Source organism: Amycolatopsis sp. PSD-21 (assembly GCF_055561455.1).
The window spans coordinates 4,648,113-4,671,096 of the sequence record NZ_CM145712.1 but is presented as its reverse complement, the minus strand read 5'-3'; the positions used below and the strand labels follow the sequence as shown (position 1 = coordinate 4,671,096).

General features: G+C 69.6%; 23 protein-coding genes. 9 read left to right on the top strand and 14 right to left on the bottom strand.

Going from position 1 to position 22,984, the window contains the following annotated elements; genetic code table 11:
- Nucleotides 1-180: 180 nt before the first annotated feature.
- The 3 genes from ACZ1DY_RS22040 to ACZ1DY_RS22030 all read left to right on the top strand — a co-directional run bounded on the left by ACZ1DY_RS22040 (nucleotide 181) and on the right by ACZ1DY_RS22030 (nucleotide 2,507).
- Nucleotides 181-693, top strand: coding sequence for a CGNR zinc finger domain-containing protein (locus ACZ1DY_RS22040; protein ID WP_126732951.1), 513 nt, complete (start codon nucleotides 181-183; stop codon nucleotides 691-693).
- 113 nt (nucleotides 694-806) lie between these two features.
- On the top strand, nucleotides 807-1,610 hold the full coding sequence (locus ACZ1DY_RS22035) for an SDR family oxidoreductase (RefSeq protein WP_257486941.1): 804 nt from the start codon (nucleotides 807-809) through the stop codon (nucleotides 1,608-1,610).
- A gap of 21 nt (nucleotides 1,611-1,631) precedes the next feature.
- Nucleotides 1,632-2,507, top strand: coding sequence for a helix-turn-helix transcriptional regulator (locus ACZ1DY_RS22030; RefSeq protein ID WP_465485576.1), 876 nt, complete (start codon nucleotides 1,632-1,634; stop codon nucleotides 2,505-2,507).
- Nucleotides 2,508-2,526: 19 nt separating this feature from the next.
- On the opposite strand, the gene ACZ1DY_RS22025 is transcribed toward ACZ1DY_RS22030, so the two are convergent.
- Nucleotides 2,527-3,747, bottom strand: coding sequence for a hypothetical protein (locus ACZ1DY_RS22025; protein ID WP_465485575.1), 1,221 nt, complete (start codon nucleotides 3,745-3,747; stop codon nucleotides 2,527-2,529).
- Between the two features lie 152 nt (nucleotides 3,748-3,899).
- Between ACZ1DY_RS22025 and ACZ1DY_RS22020 the strand changes: the two genes are divergently transcribed.
- Both ACZ1DY_RS22020 and ACZ1DY_RS22015 read left to right on the top strand, forming a co-directional pair.
- Entirely contained in the window at nucleotides 3,900-4,655 is a 756-nt protein-coding gene (locus ACZ1DY_RS22020; protein WP_465485574.1) for an SDR family oxidoreductase, read from the top strand.
- Nucleotides 4,656-4,706: 51 nt separating this feature from the next.
- Nucleotides 4,707-5,582: a LysR family transcriptional regulator gene (locus ACZ1DY_RS22015; RefSeq protein WP_465485573.1), complete on the top strand. Its 876-nt coding sequence runs from the start codon at nucleotides 4,707-4,709 to the stop codon at nucleotides 5,580-5,582.
- Here ACZ1DY_RS22015 and ACZ1DY_RS22010 read toward each other — a convergent pair.
- On the bottom strand, nucleotides 5,579-6,043 hold the full coding sequence (locus ACZ1DY_RS22010) for a MarR family winged helix-turn-helix transcriptional regulator (RefSeq protein ID WP_465485572.1): 465 nt from the start codon (nucleotides 6,041-6,043) through the stop codon (nucleotides 5,579-5,581). The two genes, ACZ1DY_RS22015 and ACZ1DY_RS22010, sit on opposite strands and share 4 nt — an antisense overlap.
- A gap of 92 nt (nucleotides 6,044-6,135) precedes the next feature.
- Between ACZ1DY_RS22010 and ACZ1DY_RS22005 the strand changes: the two genes are divergently transcribed.
- Nucleotides 6,136-7,239: an epoxide hydrolase family protein gene (locus tag ACZ1DY_RS22005; protein WP_465485571.1), complete on the top strand. Its 1,104-nt coding sequence runs from the start codon at nucleotides 6,136-6,138 to the stop codon at nucleotides 7,237-7,239.
- Between the two features lie 211 nt (nucleotides 7,240-7,450).
- Here the strand turns inward: ACZ1DY_RS22005 and ACZ1DY_RS22000 are convergent, their stop codons facing one another.
- Complete coding sequence (locus ACZ1DY_RS22000) at nucleotides 7,451-8,176, bottom strand: TetR family transcriptional regulator (protein WP_257486948.1); 726 nt, start codon at nucleotides 8,174-8,176, stop codon at nucleotides 7,451-7,453.
- A gap of 86 nt (nucleotides 8,177-8,262) precedes the next feature.
- On the opposite strand from ACZ1DY_RS22000, the gene ACZ1DY_RS21995 reads away from it, so the two are divergent.
- A complete protein-coding gene (locus tag ACZ1DY_RS21995) occupies nucleotides 8,263-8,718 on the top strand; it encodes a glycogen operon protein GlgX (RefSeq protein ID WP_465485570.1) in 456 nt (151 codons plus the stop codon).
- 10 nt (nucleotides 8,719-8,728) lie between these two features.
- Here the strand turns inward: ACZ1DY_RS21995 and ACZ1DY_RS21990 are convergent, their stop codons facing one another.
- The 7 genes from ACZ1DY_RS21990 to ACZ1DY_RS21960 form a co-directional block, all read right to left on the bottom strand.
- Nucleotides 8,729-9,451 carry a VanZ family protein gene (locus ACZ1DY_RS21990; protein ID WP_465485569.1) on the bottom strand — a complete coding sequence of 241 codons (723 nt, stop codon included), beginning with the start codon at nucleotides 9,449-9,451 and terminating at the stop codon, nucleotides 8,729-8,731.
- Between the two features lie 124 nt (nucleotides 9,452-9,575).
- A complete protein-coding gene (locus tag ACZ1DY_RS21985; RefSeq protein ID WP_126732941.1) occupies nucleotides 9,576-10,181 on the bottom strand; it encodes a TetR/AcrR family transcriptional regulator in 606 nt (201 codons plus the stop codon).
- A 27-nt stretch (nucleotides 10,182-10,208) separates the two neighbouring features.
- A complete protein-coding gene (locus ACZ1DY_RS21980; RefSeq protein WP_465485568.1) occupies nucleotides 10,209-11,252 on the bottom strand; it encodes a hypothetical protein in 1,044 nt (347 codons plus the stop codon).
- Nucleotides 11,249-12,727: an FAD-dependent oxidoreductase gene (locus tag ACZ1DY_RS21975; RefSeq protein WP_465485567.1), complete on the bottom strand. Its 1,479-nt coding sequence runs from the start codon at nucleotides 12,725-12,727 to the stop codon at nucleotides 11,249-11,251. Before ACZ1DY_RS21975 ends, ACZ1DY_RS21980 begins: the two co-directional genes overlap by 4 nt.
- A gap of 208 nt (nucleotides 12,728-12,935) precedes the next feature.
- A complete protein-coding gene (locus ACZ1DY_RS21970) occupies nucleotides 12,936-17,294 on the bottom strand; it encodes an HAD-IC family P-type ATPase (protein WP_465485566.1) in 4,359 nt (1,452 codons plus the stop codon).
- A gap of 79 nt (nucleotides 17,295-17,373) precedes the next feature.
- Nucleotides 17,374-18,036, bottom strand: coding sequence for a hypothetical protein (locus tag ACZ1DY_RS21965; protein WP_465485565.1), 663 nt, complete (start codon nucleotides 18,034-18,036; stop codon nucleotides 17,374-17,376).
- Between the two features lie 2 nt (nucleotides 18,037-18,038).
- Nucleotides 18,039-18,761 carry a helix-turn-helix domain-containing protein gene (locus ACZ1DY_RS21960; RefSeq protein WP_465485564.1) on the bottom strand — a complete coding sequence of 241 codons (723 nt, stop codon included), beginning with the start codon at nucleotides 18,759-18,761 and terminating at the stop codon, nucleotides 18,039-18,041.
- A 112-nt stretch (nucleotides 18,762-18,873) separates the two neighbouring features.
- Here ACZ1DY_RS21960 and ACZ1DY_RS21955 point away from each other — a divergent pair, with 112 nt between their 5' ends.
- Together ACZ1DY_RS21955 and ACZ1DY_RS21950 are read left to right on the top strand one after the other, a co-directional pair.
- Nucleotides 18,874-20,364 carry an alpha/beta hydrolase gene (locus tag ACZ1DY_RS21955; RefSeq protein WP_465485563.1) on the top strand — a complete coding sequence of 497 codons (1,491 nt, stop codon included), beginning with the start codon at nucleotides 18,874-18,876 and terminating at the stop codon, nucleotides 20,362-20,364.
- A 47-nt stretch (nucleotides 20,365-20,411) separates the two neighbouring features.
- Nucleotides 20,412-21,170 (top strand): SGNH/GDSL hydrolase family protein, encoded by a 759-nt coding sequence (locus tag ACZ1DY_RS21950; protein ID WP_465485562.1) that lies wholly within the window; start codon nucleotides 20,412-20,414, stop codon nucleotides 21,168-21,170.
- Here the strand turns inward: ACZ1DY_RS21950 and ACZ1DY_RS21945 are convergent.
- From ACZ1DY_RS21945 to ACZ1DY_RS21930, 4 genes are read right to left on the bottom strand one after another with little or no spacing between them, the layout of a single operon-like run.
- Nucleotides 21,161-21,733 (bottom strand): TetR/AcrR family transcriptional regulator, encoded by a 573-nt coding sequence (locus ACZ1DY_RS21945; protein ID WP_257486957.1) that lies wholly within the window; start codon nucleotides 21,731-21,733, stop codon nucleotides 21,161-21,163. The genes ACZ1DY_RS21950 and ACZ1DY_RS21945 overlap by 10 nt on opposite strands.
- Before the next feature lie 10 nt (nucleotides 21,734-21,743).
- Complete coding sequence (locus ACZ1DY_RS21940; RefSeq protein WP_465485698.1) at nucleotides 21,744-22,205, bottom strand: SRPBCC family protein; 462 nt, start codon at nucleotides 22,203-22,205, stop codon at nucleotides 21,744-21,746.
- Nucleotides 22,202-22,519 (bottom strand): metalloregulator ArsR/SmtB family transcription factor, encoded by a 318-nt coding sequence (locus ACZ1DY_RS21935; RefSeq protein ID WP_465485561.1) that lies wholly within the window; start codon nucleotides 22,517-22,519, stop codon nucleotides 22,202-22,204. Before ACZ1DY_RS21935 ends, ACZ1DY_RS21940 begins: the two co-directional genes overlap by 4 nt.
- Nucleotides 22,519-22,905: a VOC family protein gene (locus ACZ1DY_RS21930; RefSeq protein WP_465485560.1), complete on the bottom strand. Its 387-nt coding sequence runs from the start codon at nucleotides 22,903-22,905 to the stop codon at nucleotides 22,519-22,521. Before ACZ1DY_RS21930 ends, ACZ1DY_RS21935 begins: the two co-directional genes overlap by 1 nt.
- Nucleotides 22,906-22,984: the final 79 nt, after the last annotated feature.

The window sequence follows — 22,984 nt, the reverse complement described above, 5'->3', positions numbered from 1 at the left end:
GCCCCGATCACCACACCGTCGACGCGCGCGAGCCAGCTCCCGCACAGACACCGGACGTACTCCAGCCTCCCCTGGGAGACCCGCTGGGACGTCGTCGCGCTTCCAGGCAGTTCGGCCAGCGGCCACCCACACCGCGGGCACTTGTTCGCTTCCATACCCCGATCGTGCTGTAATGAGTCAATGCACTTCAACCCTTACGGCGGAGCGGCGGCGCAGATCGCCGCCGACCTGGTCAACCTCGGCGACGCCGCCGACCCGGCCACGTTGACCGCGATCTTCCGCGACCGCATGACCGTCGCCGCCGTGAAGGACCACGAATCGGCCGAGATCATCGCCTGGGCCAAGCGACTCCGGGACGTCTTCGAAGCCGGCCCGGCCACCCGCGTCGACCTGGTCAACGCGCTGCTCCACGATTCCGCGTCGAAGCCCTACATCTCCACCCACGACGGCAAGGCACCCCACCTGCACTACGTCGACGCACACGCCGGCACCGCATCCCGCGTCCAGGCCTACACCGCGGGAGGGCTCGCACACCTCGTCTGCGATGCCCCGGACCGCTTCGGCGTCTGCTCACGCGAAGGCTGCGAAACGGTCTACGTCGACGTCTCCCGCAACGGCCGCCGCCGTTTCTGCTCCACCCGCTGCGCCACCCGGGTCCACGTCGCCGACCACCGGAACCGGCAAGCGAGCTAGGTCCGGCGCACCAGACAAAGGAGCCCTCGCAGTACCTGGATCACCAGGGTCTCCCAGCCGCCCGAAACGCCTGTCAACCTCGTCGAATCGCCCTTGCCGACGACAGGAGACCCATGGCGGACAACCGATTCACCCCTCACCCGGAACTGTTCGATCTGAGCGGAAAGCTCGCCCTTGTCACCGGCGGCACCAAGGGCATCGGGACGATGATCGCGCGCGGCCTCCTCCAGGCGGGCGCCCGTGTCGTCATCAGCTCACGCAACGCCGACACGTGCGCGGAGGCGCAGCGTCCGCTGTCCGAATTCGGCGACGTCCGAGCGATCCCCGCCGACTTGTCCAGGCACGACGAATGCCGGCGTCTCGCTGATCTGGTCAGTGCCGACTCGGACCACCTGGACATCCTGGTCAACAACGCGGGAGCGATGTGGCGAGAGCCGCTGGAGACGTTCCCGGACGAGGCCTGGGACTCGGTGCTCGACCTCAACCTCAAAGCGCCGTTCTGGCTGGTGCAGGCGCTGCTCCCGGCACTGCGCGCGGCGGGCACCGCCGACGATCCCGCCCGGGTCATCAACATCGGCAGTATCGCCGCCATCCACGTCGCCGAATCGCCCAACTACTCGTACGCCGGCAGCAAGGCCGCTCTCCATCAACTCACCAGGGTGCTCGCCCGAGAACTGGGCCCACACCACGTCACGGTGAACGCGGTGGCCCCAGGACCGTTCCCCTCACAGATGATGGCGGCCACGCTCGATACCCTCGGCGACACGATCGCGGCGAAGGCCCCTCTGCGCCGGCTCGGCCGCGACGACGACATGGCCGGTGTCGCCGTCTTCCTCGCCAGCCGGGCGGGGTCCTACCTCACGGGCACCGTCATCCCGGTGGACGGCGGCATCGCGACGACCGCATCGGGGACCTGAGCGTCGGCCTACGGTGAGGGGATGGTCACGATGGATCCACGCGCCGACATCCGCGAGTTCCTCAGCTCCCGGCGCGCCCGCATCACACCCGAGCAGGCAGGCCTGACCGCGTATGGCGGCAACCGGCGGGTCAAAGGCCTTCGCCGCGAAGAAGTAGCGCTACTGGCCGGGGTCTCGGTCGACTACTACGTGCGCATGGAGCGCGGCGGCCTCGCCGGCGCTTCCGACGGCGTGCTCGAGGCGCTGGCCACCGCCTTGCAACTCGACGAGGCGGAACGCCAGCATCTGTTCCACCTCGCGCGCCGATCCGGCACCCCCAGCGGCCCACGCCGACGTCGGCCCACCGCGACGGTGCGCTCCACGCTGCAGCAGGTGCTCGACGCCATCTCCGACGCGCCTGCCTGGATCGGAAACGGCCGGTATGACGTGCTCGCCACGAATCAACTCGCTCGCGCGCTGTATTCACCGGTACTGGACGACCCGCGACGGCCCGCGAACACAGCGCGGTTCGTCTACCTCGCCCCCGGAGCGGCCCGAGAATTCTTCGTCGACTACGACCACGTCGCCGACGCTGTCGCCACCAAGCTACGCATGGAAGCCGGCCGCAACCCCCACGACGAGGAACTGATCGCCCTGGTCGGCGAACTGTCCACGTGCAGCGAGCCGTTCCGGCGGCGATGGGCATCTCAGGACGTGCGACTGCACCGATCCGGCCGCAAACGCGTGAACCACCCGATCGTGGGCAGGCTCGACTTGGACGTCGAACCCTTGGAACTGGCCGCCGAACCCAGCCTGCACCTGAACGTCTACACCGCACCCGCGGGCACACCGACCGCCGACAACCTGACGCTCCTGGCATCGTGGGCAGCCACCCAGCAGACATCGGCGACTGAATAGACCAACCCGCACCGGGCCACTAGATCGCGTACCGCCACGCCGTCAACGCGTGCGCCGAGAACCACGCGCCCAGCACCACCCACGCCACCGCGGCCGCCACCGCCGTCACCGTCCGCCGCTTCGACAACCCGATCGCGATCGGCACCAGCACCGGGAAAGCGGGCAGGATGAACCGGATCTTCGCGTCCGGCAGCCCCCGCGTGCCGATCGCTAGCAACAACACCCCGGCCCCGTACAACGTCAACGGCCACGGCACCCGGATCAACGCCGCCACCACCGCCAACGCCACCCCACCCAGCAGCAACAACACCGTCAGCGTGCTGAACACCGACTCGTCCCCGGTCAACCGCGCCACCACCGAATCCACGGTCTCCGCACCGAAATCGAACTCGGTGTTCCAACCCCGCAACTCGATGTCCTGCCAGCCGGTCCAGCTGCCCGTCCGATACGCGACGAACCCCAGATACCCGGCGACCCCCAGCGGAGCCACCACCGCACCCGCCAACGCCCACCAGCGCTCCTCGGTACGCCGGAAGACCGCGATCAACGCCGCCACCACGACCACCGCGACCAGCACCACCGCCGTCGACCTCGACAACCCCGCCGCGAAAGCGCACAGCCCCGCCAGCATCCAGCGCCGCTCCAGCACACCCACCAGCGACCACACCGCGAACGCGCAGAACACCGCCTCCGTGTAGGCCATCGAGAACACGATCGCCATCGGCGCCCCGGCCCACAACGCCACCAGCAACAACCCGGTCCGGTCACCCCGCTCCGGCGAAACCGCCCGCCCGATCCGGATCAACCCGCACGCCAGCACCAGACCGCCCAGCACCGACACCGTCAACGCCGCCGTCACCACATCCGGCCCGAGCCACATCACCGCACCGACGAGCTTCGGATACAACGGGAAGAACGCCATCGGCGCGTCCGAATACGGCTGCCGCGCCGCGTCCAGCGTCCCCGGCAGATCCGCGTACCCGTGCACCGCCAGCCGCAGATACCACTGCCCGTCCCACGCCGTCAGCCGATCGGTCAGCGTGGCACCACGCCGGGCGGCCAGCAGATCGAGCAGCTGGACACTCGCCGTCCGGATCACCAGATACAGCAGGATCGCCCGCGGATAGGGCGACGTGGCGAGTCTGTCGAGGAGCCCCTCGAACACACGCGCCGGACGCCCCTGCCGGGGTCCCTTCTCGGGAGCGGCGGGCTGATCAAGGTCGTCGACTTCTCGGAGCACGCTCAGAGTGTCCACAATGCCGGGTCAGCTCGCCGTTCGGTCCCGGAGATTCCCCGGCCCCGCGCAGGTGGGAAAGCCCACAAACCAGGCTTGTGACCCCACCTCGATCTTGTGTTTCCCAGCCACCGCCCCCGGCTCCTACGTTCGAAGTCATGAGCGAACAGAACCTCAAGAACACCGTCGCGATCATCGCCGGCGGAGCGAAGAACCTCGGCGGACTCCTCTCCACCACCCTCGGCGAAGCCGGCGCCAAAATCGTCGTCCACTACCACGGCGACGCCTCCGCGGCCGACGCCGACAAGACCGTCGAAGCCATCCGCGGCGCCGGCTCCGAAGCCACCGCCGTCCAAGGCGACCTCACCGAGGTCGCGGACGTCCGCCGCCTCTTCGACACCGCCATCGACACCTTCGGCCGCGCCGATATCGCGATCAACACCACCGGCATGGTCCTGCGCAAACCGATCCTCGAAACCACCGAAGAAGACTACGACCGCATGTTCGCGGTCAACGCCAAAGCCGCCTACTTCTTCATCCAGGAAGCCGGACGACGCCTCTCCGACAACGGCAAGATCATCAGCCTCGGCACCTCCCTGCTGGCCGCCTTCACCGACGGCTACTCCACCTACGCCGGCGGCAAAGCCCCGCTGGAACACTTCACCAGGGCCGCCGCCAAGGAATTCGCCGACCGCGGCATCTCGGTCAACGTCGTCGCGCCCGGCCCGATGGACACCCCGTTCTTCTACCCGCAGGAAACCCCCGAGCGGGTCGAATTCCACAAATCCCAGGCCATGGGCGGACGACTCACGAAGATCGAGGACATCGTGCCGATCATCCGGTTCCTGGCCACCGACGGCGGCTGGTTCACCGGCCAGACGATGTTCCCCAACGGCGGCTACACCACCCGCTGACCCTTACGCTGGCCAAGACGCCGTAGACCGGACACGAAGGGGAACCCCGGGGTGGGCCTGGACCTGTACAAGCTGAACCACCTCATCGCCGTCGCCGAAGAAGGCAGCTTCACCCGCGCGGCGACCCGGCTGCACCTGAGCCAGCAGGCGCTGTCGACCTCGGTGCGCACGCTCGAGCGGGAAGTCGGCGTCCCCCTGCTCGAGCGGAGCGCCACCGGCGTCACCGTGCTCCCCGCCGGACAGGCACTGATCGCCGACGCCCACCTCCTGCACGGCATCGCCGACTCCGCCGTCCAGCGCGCCAGGCGCATCGGCCGCAGCGAACCGGAACGACTCCGCGTCGGCCACACCCCCGCCGTCACCGGCGACGAGGTCACCGCCCTGCTCCGCAAACACCAGACCGACCCCGGCCTGATCATCGACGTCAACCAGCGCTACCCCGACGAACTCGTCGCACAACTGCTCGGCGGACAACTGGATCTCGGCCTCGGCCGCGCGCTGACCCTCGCCCACGGCCTGGTCGGGACCACCCTGATCCGGCAGCGGCTCAACGTCGCGGTCGCCGCCGTGCACCGGCTCGCCGAGCGCGAATACCTCGCGTTGACCGACCTCGACGGCGAGGAGATCACCGTCTGGGGACACCCTGGCCGCTCCGGATACACCGATCTGCTCGTCAACCTCTGCCGTGACGCGGGATTCGAACCCCGTGTCCGCCGCAACCCGATTCAGGGGACGCCACCGGTCACCGCCGTCCTCGACTCCGAAGGCGTCGCGTTCGTGACCGCGCCACCAGGACTGGCGGCAGGCGGCGCCGTCCACGTCCGGGAACTCCGGCCCGCCGTGCACGTCCCACTACAGGCACTCTGGCCGCAGCACAGCACTTCCGGCGCACGCCAAGCGTTTCTCGCGTCTGCCCAGGGGTTCTAGGCTTCGCCACTTCGCCGGTCGTGGTGGTCCAGCAGCTTCGACAGCAGCTCGGTGAACCGCTTCCGCTCGTCGGCCGACAGCGGAGCCAGCAGCTCGTCCTGCCGTTCGGCCAGCTGTTTCTCCAGCCGCCGCAACTGTCGCCGCCCCGCGGCGGTCAGTGAGATGACGTTACGCCGCCGATCGGCCGGATCCGGAGCACGCTCGACCAGCTCACGCTCGGCGAGCTCGTTGATCGTCGCGACCATCTCGCTCACGTGGATACCGCTCCGACGGCCCAGCATCGCCTGGCTGGCCGGCCCGAACTCGTCCAGCGTCGCCAGCACACGGTAGTGGTAGCCGCGGGCGTCGACGGCGGAGAACCCGTCGGTCACCAGGCGATGCGCGTGGTTCGCGGTCTGCGTGAGCAACCAGCTGGGCAGCTTCCGCCAGCCGCCGCGCGGCTCCTCCGAGGGGTTCTCCATGTGACGAGTCTAACGAATCGTTGGGCACCCGAACGATTCCGGTATCGTTGGGTCACCAAACGTTTAGTGGCCCAATGAACCGAGGAGCCGTCGTGACGATCCAGCCCTTCCACATCGACATCCCCCAGGCCGACCTCGACGACCTCGCCGACCGGCTGGCCCGCACCCGCTGGCCCAACGAGGTCGCCGACGCGGGTCTCGACTACGGATTCCCGCTCGCGCGGCTCCAGGAACTCGCCGAATACTGGCGAACCGGGTACGACTGGCGAGCCCACGAGGCCGAACTGAACAAGCTTCCCCACTTCACCACCGAGATCGACGGCCAGAACATCCACTTCGTCCATGTCCGGTCGGCGAACCCGGACGCGCTCGCACTGGTCCTCACCCACGGCTGGCCCGGTTCGTTCCTGGAGTTCCTCGACCTGATCGAGCCACTCTCGCGCGATTTCCACCTGGTGATCCCCTCGATCCCGGGCTATGCCTTCTCCGGTCCGACCCACGACCGCGGCTGGAGCGCCGACCGGATCGCGCGTGCGTGGGCGGAACTGATGCGCCGCCTCGGGTACGAGCGCTACGGCGCCCAAGGCGGCGACTTCGGCTCCGGGATTTCGACGGCGCTCGGCGCGGTGGCCCCGGAGCACGTCGTCGGGGTGCACGTGAACTACCTGCCGACCCGGCCGGATCCGGACGCCGGCATCGAACTGTCCAAACAGGACGAAGCCCGCCTGGAGAAGGTGAAGCGGCTCATGGCGAATCGCCCGCCGTATCAGGCACTGCAAGCGGCGACCCCGCAGACCATCGGCTACGCCTTGACCGACTCGCCCGTCGGACAGCTCGCCTGGATCGCCGAGCGCTTCGCACAGTGGACGGACCCGCGTACGCCCGTCAGCGACGACCGGATGCTCACGGACATCTCGCTGTACTGGCTGACCGCGACCGCGGCTTCGTCCGCGCGACTCCACCACGATGCCGGCAGAGGGAACACTCCTTGCCGTGTACCGCTCGGCGTCGCGGTGCTCCCGTGTGACATCACGCAGTCGGTGCGGCCATTGGCCGAGCGGCTGTATGACATCAGGCACTGGTCGGAGTTCGAACGTGGCGGCCACTTCGCCGCGATGGAGGTTCCGGATCTGCTCGCCGCGGACATCCGCGAGTTCTTCCTTGGCCTCGTCTGTGCGGGTTTTTCCGGTAAATGACCAGACTTCTGCGTTAGACGGAGCCGTATAGGTCGTTATACATTTAAGGATTCAACGTGCCACCGGAAGGTCGGACTTCGACCGGCCTCCCGGCTGTCCGGAATCGCCACAATCCCCCGCCGTCCAGGGCCCGAAAGAACACGGCACTCCCCTCCCCCGAGGCGATACCTGGCAAGCAACCCTCGTGGCACTGAGTGCCAGCACGTCTCCCCTACTGATCGTTCAAGGCGGCGTTGACCTTGGCGATCACGTCGTGCAGAGGGGTCGCCGTGGTCATCACCGCGACCATGGTCGTCTCGGGCGCGGCGTCCTGGACCTTGAACGCGTCGATCACCAGCGCGAAGGCCTCCGCCGCGCTGGCGGCGATGTCGTCCTGCCCGCCGCTGCGCAGCCAGCGCCGGAGCACGTGGTTGTTGGCGGCCGCGATCGCCGCGGCCGCCACGGCCGCCCGCAGGCTCGCCGTCTCGTCGCCCTGTTCGGTGAAACGCGCCCGCAGGTAGCGGGCGAGTACGCGCTGATAGCGGTCGACGGTCGCGACTTCCTTGTCCCGCAACGAAGGCACCGTTCGCGTCAGCGTGAACCGCTTGAGCGACACGTCGAGCTCCGCGGCATAGGAGTCGAGGACCAGGCCGACGGCGGCACAGGCCACCTCGACGGGATCACGATCCGGATCCGCGGCGGCGAACGTCTCCTCCATCTCCGCCACGATCTCGTCGTGGTTGGCGAAGAGCACGTCGTCCTTGGCGTCGAAATACCGGAAGAACGTCCGTCGGCCCACTCCCGCCGCGGCCGCGATCTCGTCCACCGTGGTGGCCTCGTAACCCTTGGCCACGAACAGGTCCACCGCCGCTGCGGCGAGCGCACGACGCAGACGGCGCCTTCCGTCGGGGGTCGCGCCTGCTCTGGTCACCGGCGCTCGGCGCGGCGAATCGGTCATAGCGGGACGGTAGCAGCCACTTGCTAGTGGCACTGAGTGCCGTTACGCTGTGCGGAGTCCTCACCCCCGCTCGGAAGGCGCCGACGATGTCGCTGGACCACCAAGTACTCCCGGTCGAGTCACGTTCGATCCGCCCTCGGGGCGACGCCTTCTACGGCCGGCTCTTCGGCTGGTCGCTCAAATGGCGCGGGCCGCAGCCGTTCCTGGTGCTCGAAGGCGGGATCTGCGCGGTGACGCTGCCCAAGATCAACGGCGCCCAGGTCCTCGACAGGCTCGCCGAGACCGGATGCGACGGCCCTGCCATGGCGGTACTGACGCAGCAGGGTCCGCGGGTGGCCATTCTCGCGGAGACCGACGGGTTGATCCCCTCTCGCGAGTCCCTGCCGCAGCACGTCGAAGTACTCGCCTGGGGCACGCTGCTCCCGCTTCCCGCCGACTCCGGACGAGCCGAGGCCCACGCGGAATGGCTCTCGGCACCGGATCCCCGGCAGCGGTGGCTTCCCAGCCTGGACGCGGTCCTCGCGGGCGTCCGGCCGAGGTAGCGCACGCGGTTCATGCCGCCACCTCCGCCTGAGCGGAGACGAACAGGGCTCCACCGTCCGATTCGGACAGTGTGATCTCGAGGGTCGCCCCTTCCGCCAGCGGCGGCAGATCGCTCAGGGTCACGCGGCCGATCAGCCGTTGTCCACGGCGCGCGTTCACCGCCCCGGAACGCCGGACTTCGATTCCCGAACGGCGCCACACCCGAACGCCACCTGTCGTCCGGCTACGCCACTGGCTTCCGCACCAAGCCGCGAGGGCGGCCCCCGCCGTGTTGCACAGCACGTCGTCCAGCGAACCCACCCGCCCGGCGCCCTGCCAGACCTGAAGGCACTCGATCGACACGGACATGGCGAACGCCGCCAGGACGATCCTCGGCACCGGCTTCGCCCAGTCGAAGCGCATTGGCGCCAGTACCGCGAGCGGCGCCAGCAGCAGGACGTTGCCCGCCAACTGGAACAGGGCGAGGTCCGGGCGGTCGTCGAACACGGGCAAGACGTCGCCCAGCAGGTGGAGACTCACCGGCGAACCGTGGCCCGACATCGGCGCCGGTACGAAGACGACCGGGATCACCGCGAAAAGCGATGCCAGCAAAGCGAAATCGAGTGCGATCAGGTACCGGCGACGCCGGTTTCCCCGACGGCGCGCGACGAACTCGGTGACAACCGCACCGGCCGCGGCGGCGAGCAGCGACCACGGTGCGGCGTCGAAGAATGCCTGCCACCACCAGCCCATGCACTCCCCTTTCGCCAATGATCGTCTTCGGCGAGGGTGGCAGCATCGTGAAGACCAGACAAGAACCCTGGCTATTGTCGGTGAATAACTACCATCCGCGTTGATACTTCACGGAGTTCGATTGTCACGGCCGTGCGGTCAGCGCCGGGCCGATCCAGCGGCGGACGCGGGCCCGCAACTGCTCGTCGGTGTGCGGCGGCGTCGAGGGGTACTGCAGGAACGACAGGAACAGCCGCATCAGCATTTCGGCGAGTCCCTCGAAGTCCTCGTCGGTCGTCACACCCACCGCGGTCCAGTCGACCGGCACGTTCCGGAGGATCCGCGCGCCGAGCGCGAACGACTGCGACGAAGTGACCGCCACGGTGAAGACGTCGGCCTCGCCCGCTTTCAGGAGCAGCCCCAGGTACGGCTCGTCGGGGACCGCACGGACGCCGAACACCACGGATTCCACCGCAACTTCGGCGGGGTCGGCGAACGTGGCCAGATGCCGTTCCATCCGCCGGGCGAACTCCTCGACCCGGTCCAGCGCGACCGCGCCGAGGATGTCGGCGAGGCTCGGGAAGTAGCGGTAGACGGTCTGCCGGGTGACGCCCGCTTCCGCGGCGACGTCGGAGAGGCTGGTCTTGGCGAGGCCGACCCGGTCGATGCAGGCGGTCGCCGCCTCGACGATCCTGCGGCGTGCCTCGCGCTCGGTCCCGGGCGGATTGCCCCGCCATCCGTGGTGCCCCATACGCCTCATCTTCCCCGACGGGGAATCTCAGACGGTGGCAGGTGCCGCGCGGCGCACGCGGTACAGCGCGGCGAGCATCAGGCCCGCGGCCACGAAACAGGCCAGTACGTAGAGACCACTCCCCGGCGTGATGCCGTTTTCGATGACGGCACCCAGCCAGAACACGGCCATCGCACCCAGGTAGACGGCGGGATAGAACCGGGCGAAAGGCGTCAGCGGCTCTTCGGTGCCTCGATGCCTGACGAAGAGCCAGATTCCCGCCACCCACAACAGCGCCAGCTCGGCGGCGAGGATCCACGCTTGCACGGTGACGTTGCCGACGAAGAGGCTCGACGGGAGCCCGGCGATCACCATGCTCAGCGGGGTGAGGACACCGGCCATCACGATGCGCGCCACGAGCGACCACCCGCGCCTCGGCCCACTGGCGAGCCGCACCACCAGATAGGTCATGGCACCCATCGACACCGAGGCGAAGAGCAGCATGCTGGTCATGGGCACGGAATCCAGCGCCGGATGGTTGACGATCCGGTTGTTCCCGTTCCAGGCCCACCACTTCAGCTGCGGACCGAGGTGGTCGAAGACTTCGTAGAAGACCTGACACGCGAAGGCGACCGCCACCGACCCGGCCAGCGCACCGCGCGCACGGAAGATCCCGAGAGACCGGACGAGTTCGTAGGCGAGCTGGCTGATCATCGGGTAGAACGCCACGATGTAGAGCGGCAGCCGGTCCCACATGAACTGCACGGTGAACCGGTTGTGGGCGAAGATGAACCCGTACTGCCGCTCGAGGCCGAACCATTCCGGAAAGTACAGGGGCGGTTCGATGACGAAGAGATAGACCAGCGAAGCGCACCACAGCGCCAGATTGGCCGAGTCGCCCTGGCGGTGGCGGCGGACGGCGTGCACCAGCGCGAACACGGCTCCGCCGAGGACGAGCAGCTCCAGCAGGGGCATCGTCCAGTGCCCCGCTGTCCACGGTGGACGGAGCGAGAGCCACGCGGACACGTCGTGGCAGTCGAAGCCGAGGGCGCGGGTGACCCCTTCGGCGTCCGCCCCGCATACGGCGCTCATCGGGCGACCGCCGGTTCGGCGGCGCCACCTTCCGGTGAATAGTCCTTGACCGGCGGCTCGGCGCGGGCGTCGAAGTCGAACGGGATCCGGTGCCGCCCCAGCGCCGCCCGGATCCGGTAGCGCACGAGCCCCGCGATCACCCGCGGGTTCGTCATCATGTCGCGCAGCGACTCGTCGAGGTTGAACACCTTCGCGAAATGCTCGTCGACCACGTCGTCTTCGCGGGCGGCGCCGACGATGAGCCGGAACGCGGGGCCGGACACCGCCGAGAGCAGGCGTCGCTTCCACTCCCCTGCCTTTTCGGTGCCCACCGCGCAGGCGTACCCCTGGTCCCTCGCCATCGCCAGGCTCCACGGCACGTTGAGTAGCTTGCGCTGGGCCGCGAGGAATCGTGCGGAGAATCCGGTGTCGAGACGTTCGGCACGGGCGAGGTGCTCGCGCAGCAGGAGCGCCGAACCGGCGGCGGAACTGATGCCCTGCGCGTAGAACGGATTGAACGCGCAGATCGAGTCGCCGACGAACGCCAACCGCTTCGGCGGGGTGCGGAGCCGGTCGTAACGCCGCCATTTGTTGCCGGTCGACCGGGTGAGATGGACCTCGGAGGTCGGGGTGGACCGGTCCATCGCGGCCGCGAACAGCGGCGCCCGCACCCGGCGGGCCGACTCGACGAACGCTTCGGTGGTGCGAGGCATCTCGATGCCCCACGAACCCATGCACGCGATGACCCGGTTGCCCTCGATCGGGAAGAAGTTGACCAGGAAGTCGTGCTCGTCCGGATGCGGGCCCTTGTCGGGGGTCGGCATGATCACCAGATGCCGCCACCACCAGGACGGCGGCCGCTCCTCGGGCGACGGCAGGTCGTACCAGCGTGAGGTGTAGGTGACCTTGGCGTCCAGGGTCCGCACTTCCGGTTCCGGCCAGCCCGCCGCCACCAGCCAGGCGCCGACCGAGGAACCGCGGCCCATCGCGTCCACCACGAAGTCGGCGTCGAGGTACTCCTCACCCTCGCGCGTGGAGATCCCGACGCCCGTGACGGCCCCGTCCCGGGTCGTCAGCCCGCTGACCGCGACGCCCTCGCGGATCATGACGTTGGACAGGCCGCGGACCTTGTCCCGGAGCACGCGCTCGATGAGGATCCGGGAGCTGTAGATCATCGTCATCGCGCTGCGTTTCCGCGCCGACCAGCCCTTTCCGTCGAGGTAGGCGGCGTCCATCGACGGCATGAGATGCAGTCCGCCGGCGGCGATGAGGTCGTCCTCGAATCCGGGGAACAGCTCCCCGATCGCGCGGCGGCCCGAGTTCAGGAGGAAATGGGGGTGTTTGCTCTGCGGTACCCCGCGCCGGTGTTCGGCCTCGGCCGGAAGCTCGTCGCGTTCGAGCACCAGCACGCGGTCGAAGTACGGGGCGAGCGCCCCCGCGGTGCAGAGTCCGGCGGCGCTGCCACCGAGAACGATGGCGGTCTTACCGAGTCGCATACGACCAACTCCCAGCGTCATTCATACACTTTGACAACGCCTGTATGAATGTATGAACGACGCCGAGGGCTGTCAAGATGCCGACGGATGTGCCTGACGGCGGATCACGCGTGCTTGAAGGCGTAACTCGCGTGCTTGGAGCCGTAACTCGCGTGTCTCGGGCCGGCTCAGCGAGTTACGCCTTCAAGCACGCGAGTTACGGCTCTGATCACGCGTGTTCGGGCGAAGGCTCTACCCCTCGGGGTCCGAGCAGTAGACCACCGACGCTCGCCGCGCCGGCGCTGCCGAGGGCGATCCCCCAGCCGACCGGACCGAGCGGCGTGCACCCGAAGAACTGGCTGACCCCAGGGGTCTGGACCAGTATCGCCAGCAGGGCGGCGGAGCCCAGGCCCGCGGCGAGGACGGTCCTGTCCCGGCCGCCGACGGCGAGTGTCTGACCGAGCTGGGTGCCGATCAGGGAGACGAGCGCGATCGTGCTCGCCCGACGTCGCCTGCCGGTCATCCGCGCGAGGGTCCAAGCGGTGGACGCCCCGAGTGTCGTGGTCACCGCACGCGTGGTGATGTCGCGCCGGAGCGCGTTCCCGAGCGACGCACTCGGCCCCTCCCGCAGCAACTCCGGTACGGACTCGCTGTCCGGCCTGCTCAACGCGATGGCCAGCGCGGGCGCGAGGTCGGTGAGCAGGTTCATCAGCAGCAGCTGACGGGCGGTGAGCGGGGAACGTCCGGTGACGACCGAGCCGAGCACGGTGAAGGTGATCTCCCCCAGGTTCCCGCCGAGCAGGATGCCGAGCGCCTCGCGGACCGAAGCCCACATCGCCCGGCCTTCCACCAGCGCGGCGACGATCGTCTCCAGCCGGTCGTCGGTCACCACGAGGTCCGCGGCCGCCCTCGCCGCGGCCGTGCCCCGCTGCCCGAGCGCGATCCCGACGTCGGCGAGCCGGATGGCGGGCGCGTCGTTCGCGCCGTCCCCGGTCATCGCGACGACCCTGCCGCCGCGTTGGTACGCCTGGATGATCCGGACCTTCTGCGCCGGGCTGCACCGGGCGATCACGTCGACGTCGGCGAGTTCTCGATCGAGCTCGTCGTCGTCGAGTTCCTCGATCCGCGCGCCGGTGAGCACCTTGGTGTCGCCGTTGCGCCCGGTGATCTCCTCCGAGACCGCCTCGCCGGTGGCCGGATGATCGCCGGTGATCATCACCGTGCGCACTCCGGCCTCGCGCAACCGATCCGCCGCCGGCGCGGCACTGTCGCGCACCGGATCCGCCAGCGCGACGAAGCCGAGGAACCGGAGATCGGTGACGTCGTCCTCGGAGAGGTCCTTTGTGGACACAGGCCGTTCCGCGACGGCGAGGACGCGATGCCCGGCCGCGGCCAGGCGACCGGCCCGCTTCTCCAGCCTGCCGCGGACACCCGCGCCCATCGGCCGGTCGCCGTGCCGGGCGCATCGGGGAAGGACGGTCTCCGGCGCGCCTTTGACGCAGACCACGTGCCGGTCACCGAGTTTCCCGTTGGTCGCGTGGAATCCCCGCGACGGCTCGAACGGGACCGCACCGGTCTTCTGCCAGCCGCCGGCGTCCACACCCGCGGTGAGGCCGCCCTCGAGAACGGCTTGATCCGTGTGATGCGGCAGTTCCTCGGGGTTCTCCGCCCGGGGCGTCGCGCGGACGGCCGCGGCCAGCACCGCCCGGTGGCTCTTCCGCAGCCGGCTCACCGAGGCGGTGGTCCTGCCGTCGTCGATCCGGTTGACGCTGAGCTTGCCTTCGGTGAGGGTGCCGGTCTTGTCGAAACAGAGGACGTCCACCCGCCCCAGCGCTTCGATGGTGCGCGGATTACGGACGAGCGCGCCGTTTTCGGCGAGTCGCCGGGCGGCCGCCAGCTGGGCCGCGTTCACCAGGAACGGCAGGCCTTCCGGCACCGACGCGACCGCGAGGTTCACCGCCGCCCCGACACTTTGCCGCAACGGCACGCCACGGATGAGCCCGGCGCCCGCGACGGCGGCCGCCGAGCCGACCGCCACCGGCAAGGCCTGCTTGGTGAGCGACGCGAGCCGCGCTTCGACGCCGGTCTCGGGGGCGGCGCCTCGTGCGGCGGCCATCCCCCGCCCGACCTCGGTCTCGTCTCCCGTCGCCACGACGACGGCGGTCACCTTGCCGGCGGCGACCGTGGTGCCCTCGTACAGCATCGACGTCCGATCGGCGAGCTCCGCCGCCACGACCGGCTCCGCGGCCTTCGGTACCGGCAACGACTCGCCGGTCAGCGAGGACTCGTCGAGTTCCGCGCCGGTCGCGTCGAGCACGCGGCAGTCCGCCGGCACGACGTCACCGGACCGCAGCGACACGACGTCACCCCGCACCAGCGCGTCGGCGACGATCTGCCGCTCGGCACCGTCGCGCACGACGGTCGTCACGGTCGCGGACCGTTCGAAGAGCCCGGCCAGCGCGCGGTCGGTGTGCACCTGCTGCACGCTGCCGCTCAGCGCGGACACTCCGACGATCCCGGCGACCAGCGCGGCGTCGACCGGAGAGCCCACCGCGGCCGAAACCGCCGCGCCACCGGCCAGCACCGGGGTGAGCGGGTTGGCGAGCTCGGCCATGAACGCCTTCGCGATACTCGTGCCGGCGTTGCCGTCGCCGCCCGCACGATCGGCGGGCGCGCGTCGCCGGGCCTCGCGCTCGTCCAGGCCACGGGGGCCCGAGCCGAGCCGATCGAGCACGACGTCCGCGGGCATCAGATGCCACGGTGGCGCGACGCGGCCCGAGGAGGGCGCCTTCCGCTCGCCGGTGAGCGTACGAGCACGCCAGACCCCGTCACCGAAGGCCATGAGCGCCCCGGCGTTCACCGCGCGAAGGCCGCTCGCGGCAGGCCTGCGCCGGGCGCTGAGCGCGGTCACGCCGCCGATTCCGCTGGCCGCGGTCGCGAGCATCGTCGAATCGCGGACGACCGCCCTCGCGGCGGTGATCGCCTCGACGAGCAGGACGGCCGTGCCGATGTCGCGGCCGATCAGCACATGTGCGCCCCAGGGCGGCGGCGTCCCGTCCTCGTGCACTCCGACTCCGCAGTCCGACGCCCCCAGCGCCCGGCGATCGTCGGAGACCAGCATGACCACGCGTCCGCACGCCTGGAGTTCGCGGACGGCGTCGAACGTCACCCCACCGTCGGTCTGGACCACCCGGAGGCCGGCGGCCTCGGCCGCGGAAGCCAACGCGTCGACGTCGGGCGAGCGCTCCTGCGCGACGGCGAGCAGCCCGGCCGGCCGCCCGTCGCGGACCAGCCCCAGCACCAGGTGGGCGCCCTGGTCCAGCATCCGCTGCCGGTCGGGGAAACCGGTGACGTCCAGCTCGTCGACCGGGCCGAGCGTCCATTCGCCGTCCCGCCGCACCACCTCGGGCTTCTCCGGGTCGAACAAGGCGAAGGCGGCGGCCGTCAGGTCCACTTGGTCACCATCGGGCAAGGGGACCAGATCACTGAGGACGTTCGCGCCCGCGCCGAGCGCCGTGGTGTCGATGACGATCGTGTCGAGCAGGTCGAGCCCCCGCAGCGCGGACCGGTCCATCACCAGCGCACCGCGCCGGGCGAGAACTTGGCCCAGCTGGGCGGAAAACGCGGCCGCGCCATGGGACGGGGCCTTGGGCAGCGCGGAGATCCCGACCGCGGCGGCGCGCCTCGGCCCGACGAACGGCAGGGCCGCCGCGGCGGCCGCGGCCCCGGCGGCGATGGACCGGCGCGCGTGCCGATCGGCGGCGCTTTCCGGAAGCGGCCACGGCCGTTCGCTCGCCACCGAGTCGGCGCCGGCGTGCTCGCGCTGCCCGACCAGTTTGGACTCGGCCTCGCACCAGGCTCGCTGGTGCGCCTTGGCCTCCCGCCATTGGGTGCCGCGGAGCATGATGTCCAGTACCGTTCCCTCGCTGCGGGCCGCGAGACCGTGGACCAGCGCCGCGCCGATGGAGGTCGCCGAATCCGCCCTCTCCCGGCCGCGCAGTTTCCGGTCCGCCAGGTCACGCAACCGCGGGTGCAGGTCGACGAGGGACGCCAGTGCCGCGGCCTCCGTCGGCAGCGGAGCCCACGGCATGATCTTCGAAGCCACCGACAGCATCAGTCCCGCGGCGTCGGCGGCGAGTGTGGACGGTAGCCGGGTCGCCGTGGTGCCGTCCGCCGGATGGTGCAGTTCGTCTTCCTCGACCCGCTCGGCTTCGGAAGCGGGCTCCGCCTCCGCCCGTTCGACCGCGCGGATCAGCTCCAGTCGCCGCGGGCCCGGGTCTTCGACCGCGACCACCACGCGGGACGTCGGCGCGTTCACCTGCGCCCATCGCACGCCGGGGATCTCCGACAAGGCCCGTTCCACCCGCCGGGCGACGCGGGCGCCGTCCGGTCCTTTCACGCCGTGCGTCTCGATGTAGAGCCTGCCGGGACAAGACCAGACCGCCCGCCGCGGTCCGCGGCCCGGTATCCCTTCCAGCGGCAGGAGGGCCAGCCCGGCCAGCCCCCGGGCGACCCGCCCCAGCGTCCGCGACGGTTTGGGGAAGGCGACACCCAGCACGTCCACGGTCTCCAGGTCCGTCCGCCGCATGCGGCATCCTCCTCGCGCTCGGTGCCTTGTGGATCTCACCGAGTACCCGCGCGCCGGAGCGTCGAATCCCCTTTCCGCCTCAAGAGGTGACGGAGTCGATCAACCGGTTGTACCGGAGCCTCAGTGCGCGTTCGAGGGCGGAGACGAATCCCGCCACTGCGAGGGTGATCTTCGCCCAGGAGGGCAGCAGCGCCGGCGACGTGAACGTACCGACGTGTTCGGCGACGACGGGGATCTTCGTGATGGCCTCCGCGCCCTGGAGCAGGCCCACGATGAGCGCGACCAGGAGGATCACGAGCGAGACCACGCCGATGGCGGCGCTGGTACGGGGAAACCGCCGTCCGAAGCTCGCCCGCAATCCTTCCTGCGAACGAGGGTGAGGACGCAGTGCTCGCTCGGCGCCGTGGTCGGGCACGAAGTGCATGCGTTTCAGTCCGACCACGCTGGTCGCCACCTCGACGACACCTCCCGGCACGGGGAACGCCGCGGGAAGGTTGGACCGGAAGAGCTGGACACCGTCCCGGTACAGCGCGGCGGGGCTTTTCCCGACCGCGTCTTCGTGCTGTTTCCGGGTTTTGGCGTCGGCGAGGTAGCGGACGTCGACCGCGTAGACGTGCGCTTCGAGATCGAGGAAGAACAGCGAACGGGAGAAGAGCTGCCATCGGCGGTACTCGGCCAGCGCCGATCCGTCCCCGGGCCTGACCCTGGAGAGCTGCCACCGCCGGGTGAGTTTCTTGACCATGGTCAGGACGTCGCTTCCGGAGGGTTGAGGTCGAGCATGGCGTTCACGCGCTGCAGGACGTCCAGCTGGGCCGGGTTGTACAGATCGACCACGCCGTGGAGGACGACCGGCTTGGTGAGGGCCTTCCACGTCTTCGCGTCCAGCAATCCGGGCCGGGCTTCGTACTGCTCGCGGGCGATCGGCGCGAGGGCCTCGGCGATGCGCTGCCGCGTCGCGTCATCGGCGTCCGCGGGCAGCTCGTCGAACTCGGTCTGGACGGCGGGCCGGGACGCCGGCTGGAGCGAATGCAGCGTAGCCATCGTGGCCGGGTCCAGCACGGTCGAAAAGATCATCATCAACGAGCGTTCCTCCTCCGGCATTCCCTCGACGTTGCCGTCGTAACCGGGCGGCAGGTCCACCAGGCTGCGGCGGCGCAGGATCAGGGCCAGCTCGTCGCGCATCCGCTGCTGCCGCTCGATACTCGCCCGCAGTTCCTCGTCCAGTGCGCGCAGCGTCTGCTCCGTGTGCTCGTCCGAGCCCGCCATCGCCGGGATTTCGGACAGCGGCACGCCCAGGTCCACCAGCCGCCGGATCCGCAGCAACCGGATCAGATGCTCGACCCGGTACCGCTTGTAGCCGTTGTGGGCTCGTTCAGGCTCGTCGAGCAACCCGATCCGGTGGTAGTAGCGGACGGTCTTCAGCGTCGTGCCGGCCAGTTCCGCCAGCTCCCGTGTGCTCCAGGACATCCACCGCATTGGACACCGTGCCCCGAGGGCACAGTCAAGCGGCTTGACCATGCCCCGAGGGCACGGTCTCGAATACGCCCGTCGGTGAGCACACCAAGATCGGGGAGAGACGATGAGACGGAAACGAACTGTGGGCCTGGCGGTGATCTTCGGTCTCATGGCGCCGCTGTTCACTGCGCCCGCCGGAGCGGCCGAACCCGCGCGGGGCTTGGCATGGGCCGCGTGCCCCGAGGACGTGAAGGTGCCCGCGGACATCGTGCTGCAGTGCGCCACCGTACCGGTGCCACTGGATTACCGGGCGCCGGAGGGCGAGCGGATCGACATCATGATCTCCCGCCTGGCCAGCACGAAACCCGCGGCGCGGCGCGGCGTGCTCATGCTGAACCCGGGCGGTCCGGGTGGGCCCGGGCTGTCGTTCCCCGCGGATCTGGCCTCGCACGGCCTGCCCGCGAGCGTCCTGGACGCCTACGACGTGATCGGCATGGACACCAGAGGCATCGGTCACTCGACTCCGGTGAGCTGCGGATTCACGGCGGAACAGGAGTATCTGGGCAACATCCCGCCGTACGCGGTGGACGAAGCGGCCGTCGCCGCTCAAGCGAAGATCGCGAAGGGGGTGGCCGCACAGTGTGCCGCGAACGACAAGGACGGCAGGCTGCGGCACGTTTCGACGGCGAACATGGCGAGGGACCTCGACCGGATCCGGGCCGCGCTCGGCGAGGAGAAGACGAGTTTCCTGGGCTATTCGTACGGATCCGCGCTCGGTGCGGCGTACGCGTCGATGTTCCCGGAGAAGTCCGACCGAGTGGTACTCGACAGCAACATCGGCGACACCCACCTCGACCGTGACGGGCTGCGCCGGTTCGGACTCGGCGCCGAGGACACCTTCCCGGACTTCGCGAAGTGGGCGGCGGCACGGCACGAGTCGTACGGCCTCGGCCGCACCGCCGCCGAAGCGCGCAGGACCTATTTCGAGCTCGCGGAGAAGCTCGACAAGACCGCGGTGAACGGCCTCGACGGGCGCTTGTTCCGGCTGGCCACCTTCGCGGGCCTTTACGGGCAGACGCGGTACGGGCAGACGGCACAGTGGTGGCAGTCGGTCCGTGACGGCGACAAGGGAGCGGCGGAACGCGTCGCCGCCGAAGCGAAGCGCCTGTCCCTGGCCGCCACACCGGCGCCGACGGACAACATGTGGTCGGTGTTCCTGGCGGTGACGTGCAACGACGTCGCGTGGCCATCGGACGTGCGCACCTATCACCGTGGTGTGGCCGAAGACCGCGAGCGGTACCCGCTCTTCGGCGCCGCCGGCGCGAACATCATCCCGTGCGCGTTCTGGCCTCACGCGCCGGCCGAGCCCCCGGTGGCGGTCAAGGACAAAGGGCCGGAGAACGTGCTGGTCGTCCAGAACCGGCGAGACCCCGCGACCCCGCTGCGGGGCGGGCAGCTGCTCGACGAGAAGTTCGGTGCCCGGTCGCGGCTGGTGACCGTGGACGCCAGTGGTCACGGCGTGTACGTCCTCGGCGGCAACGCCTGCGCGCTGAACACGACAACGAGCTTCCTGTTGTCCGGAAAGCTGCCGAAGCGCGACGTGTTCTGCTCCTGAGCAGGGGCTGAATCGGCCGGCCGCGTTCGCCTGGGTAACATCCGGGTATGAGCAAGCGCTTAGTCAGTCTCGGGGATTCCTTCACCGAGGGTGTCGGCGACGAAGACCCGTCGTCGCCCAACGGCGTCCGCGGCTGGGCCGATCGCGTCGCGGGCACCCTCGCGGCCAACCACCAGGACTTCCGTTACGCCAACCTCGCGATCCGCGGCAAGCTCCTCGGGCAGGTCATCGCCGAGCAGCTCGACCCGGCGCTCGCGCTGAACCCGGATCTCGTGACGCTGTACGCCGGCGGCAACGACCTGATGCGGCCGAAGGTCGACATCGACGCCCTCATCGACGACTACGACGTCGCCGTCGGCAAGGTCGTGGCCACCGGTGCGCGGGTCGTCCTGTTCACGGGGGTCGACGGGGTCGAAGACGCGTTGTTCCGCAGGATCCGGGGCCGTGTCGCGATCTACAACGAACACGTCCGCGGCATCGCGGCCCGGCACGGGGCGCTGCTGGTGGACATGTGGGCGATGCGGCAGCTGCGCGACAGGCGGTTGTGGGCTCCCGACCGCTTGCACCTGAACTCGTTGGGACACAACGAGATCGCCATCGCCGTCCTCGACGCCCTCGGTGAACCGCACAAGCTGACACCCGCCGAACTCGGCCCGCGGCCGCTGCTGAGCCCGCAGGCGCGGCGCACCGAGAACCTCCAGTGGGGCAGGGAACACGCTGTCCCGTGGATCAAACGCAGGCTGCGCGGGGAATCCTCGGGCGACGCGCTCGCGCCGAAGCGGCCGACGATGGAGCCCTACGCCTGACGCGGCCGAAGCCCGTCGAAGAGGACGCAGATCGTCCGGGCCCGGAACTCGGGCCCGGCGTGCTCCGCCGCCTTCGCCGTCCCGATGATCACCGCGATCAGTTCGTCGACGCCGATGTCCTTGCGGACGTCGCCGGTGTCCTGCGCCCTGCCGAGCAGTACGCCCAGCGCTTCCTTCAGGCGGACGCCGATGACCGACCCGGCCGACGGCACGGTGACCCCGGCCGCCGACAGTGCTTCGAAGTAGGCGTTCTTGGCGCCCGCCATCTCGATCCAGCCGGTCAGGAATCCGAAGAACGTGGCGCCGGGGTCGGGCGACTCGACGGCCACCGTGGCCTCGGCTTCGTCGACGAAGCGGTGCAGACGCGCGAAGAGCACTGCCTCGAGGAGCGCTTCTTTCGTCGGAAAGTGGCGGAACACGGTGCCGACCCCGACGCCTGCTTCGCGGGCGACTTCTTCGGTCGGCGCACTGGTGCCTTTGGCCGTGAAGACGCGCTCCGCGGCCTCCAACACCCGCGTGCGGTTACGGCGGGCATCGGCTCGGAGCGGTTTCTCGTCCGTCACAGCGGGGATCCTAGACCCGTTGTCGAGAGGCTAGGCCGTCCGGCATCTCGTCCAATACGCGCGCCAGCGCCTTCGGGACTCCGGTTCGCCAGCCGCCGCCCATGATCCGGCGTGACATCCGCTGGAACTCGTCGTCGGGGTCGAAGCCCTCGTGACTGAGGAACAGCCGCGTCCCACGGCCCTCCGGTTCGAGCCGCCAGGTGACCGTCCACTTCGGACCCCAGCTGATCCTGAGCAACCGCTCCGGCTCCACGGCTAGCACCTCGCAGTCGACCGGGCCGCCCGCGAAACCGGCGGCCGGGACCGGGTCGGCGAGCAACTGGAACCGGTGTCCCACAACGGGTTTGATATCGTTCGGCATCCGAAGCCAGCGTTCCAGCAGCTGCGGCTCGGTCAGCGCGCGCCACACTTTGCGCGGCGGATGCGCCAGGAACTGGTCGACGTGAACGGCCGTCGGATCCTCGTCGTTCAGAAGTCCTCCTCGTCCAGCAGGTCGCGCAGGTCGCCCAGTTTGCCGCGCCAGTACCGCTCGTACGGCGAAAGCCAGTCGGAGACCACCCGCAGCGGCGCGGCCTCGAGAGAGTAGACGCGATTGCGGCCCTGCCGCTCTTCCCGGACGAGCCCGGCTTCACGCAGCACCCGAAGGTGTTCCGACAGGCTCGGCCGCCGCATGTCGAACCGTTCGGCGATCTCCCCCGCCGCCCGCGGGCCGTCGAGGAGGATGCCGAGAATCTCGCGGCGGGCCGGGTTGGCGAGCGCGGCGAACACGTCGTCGTTGACCGGCACTAGCGCGGCCAGTTCCCGTACCCCGAGGGTTCGAGCAGGCCCATCGCGTTGCCGTCGGGATCCTTCAGGGAGGTCACGCGGCCCCACGGCATCTCCTCCGCGTCCCCGACCTCGACACCTTGGGCACGAAGCTCCGCGATGTCCGCGTCGACGTCGGTCGTGCTCAACTGGAAGTGCACACGGGTGTCCGGGTCCAGATCGCCGACCGCGCGGTCCACGAGGACGATCCCGGTGTCCGCGCCCTTGGGGCCGACCATGACGAACGGGCCGTGCGGGCCGCTGACGTCGACGAGCAGGTCGAAGCCCAGCTTGCCGACGTAGAAGTCCCGCGCCTTCGCCTGGTCGGAGACCGGCACGGTGAGGAACTGGATTCGGTCGATGTTCATGCCGAGACCATACGTAGGAGATTTCCTACATGTCAAGCCTTACAACCTCTACTTAAATGGAGGTCCAGGGTTCGTGACC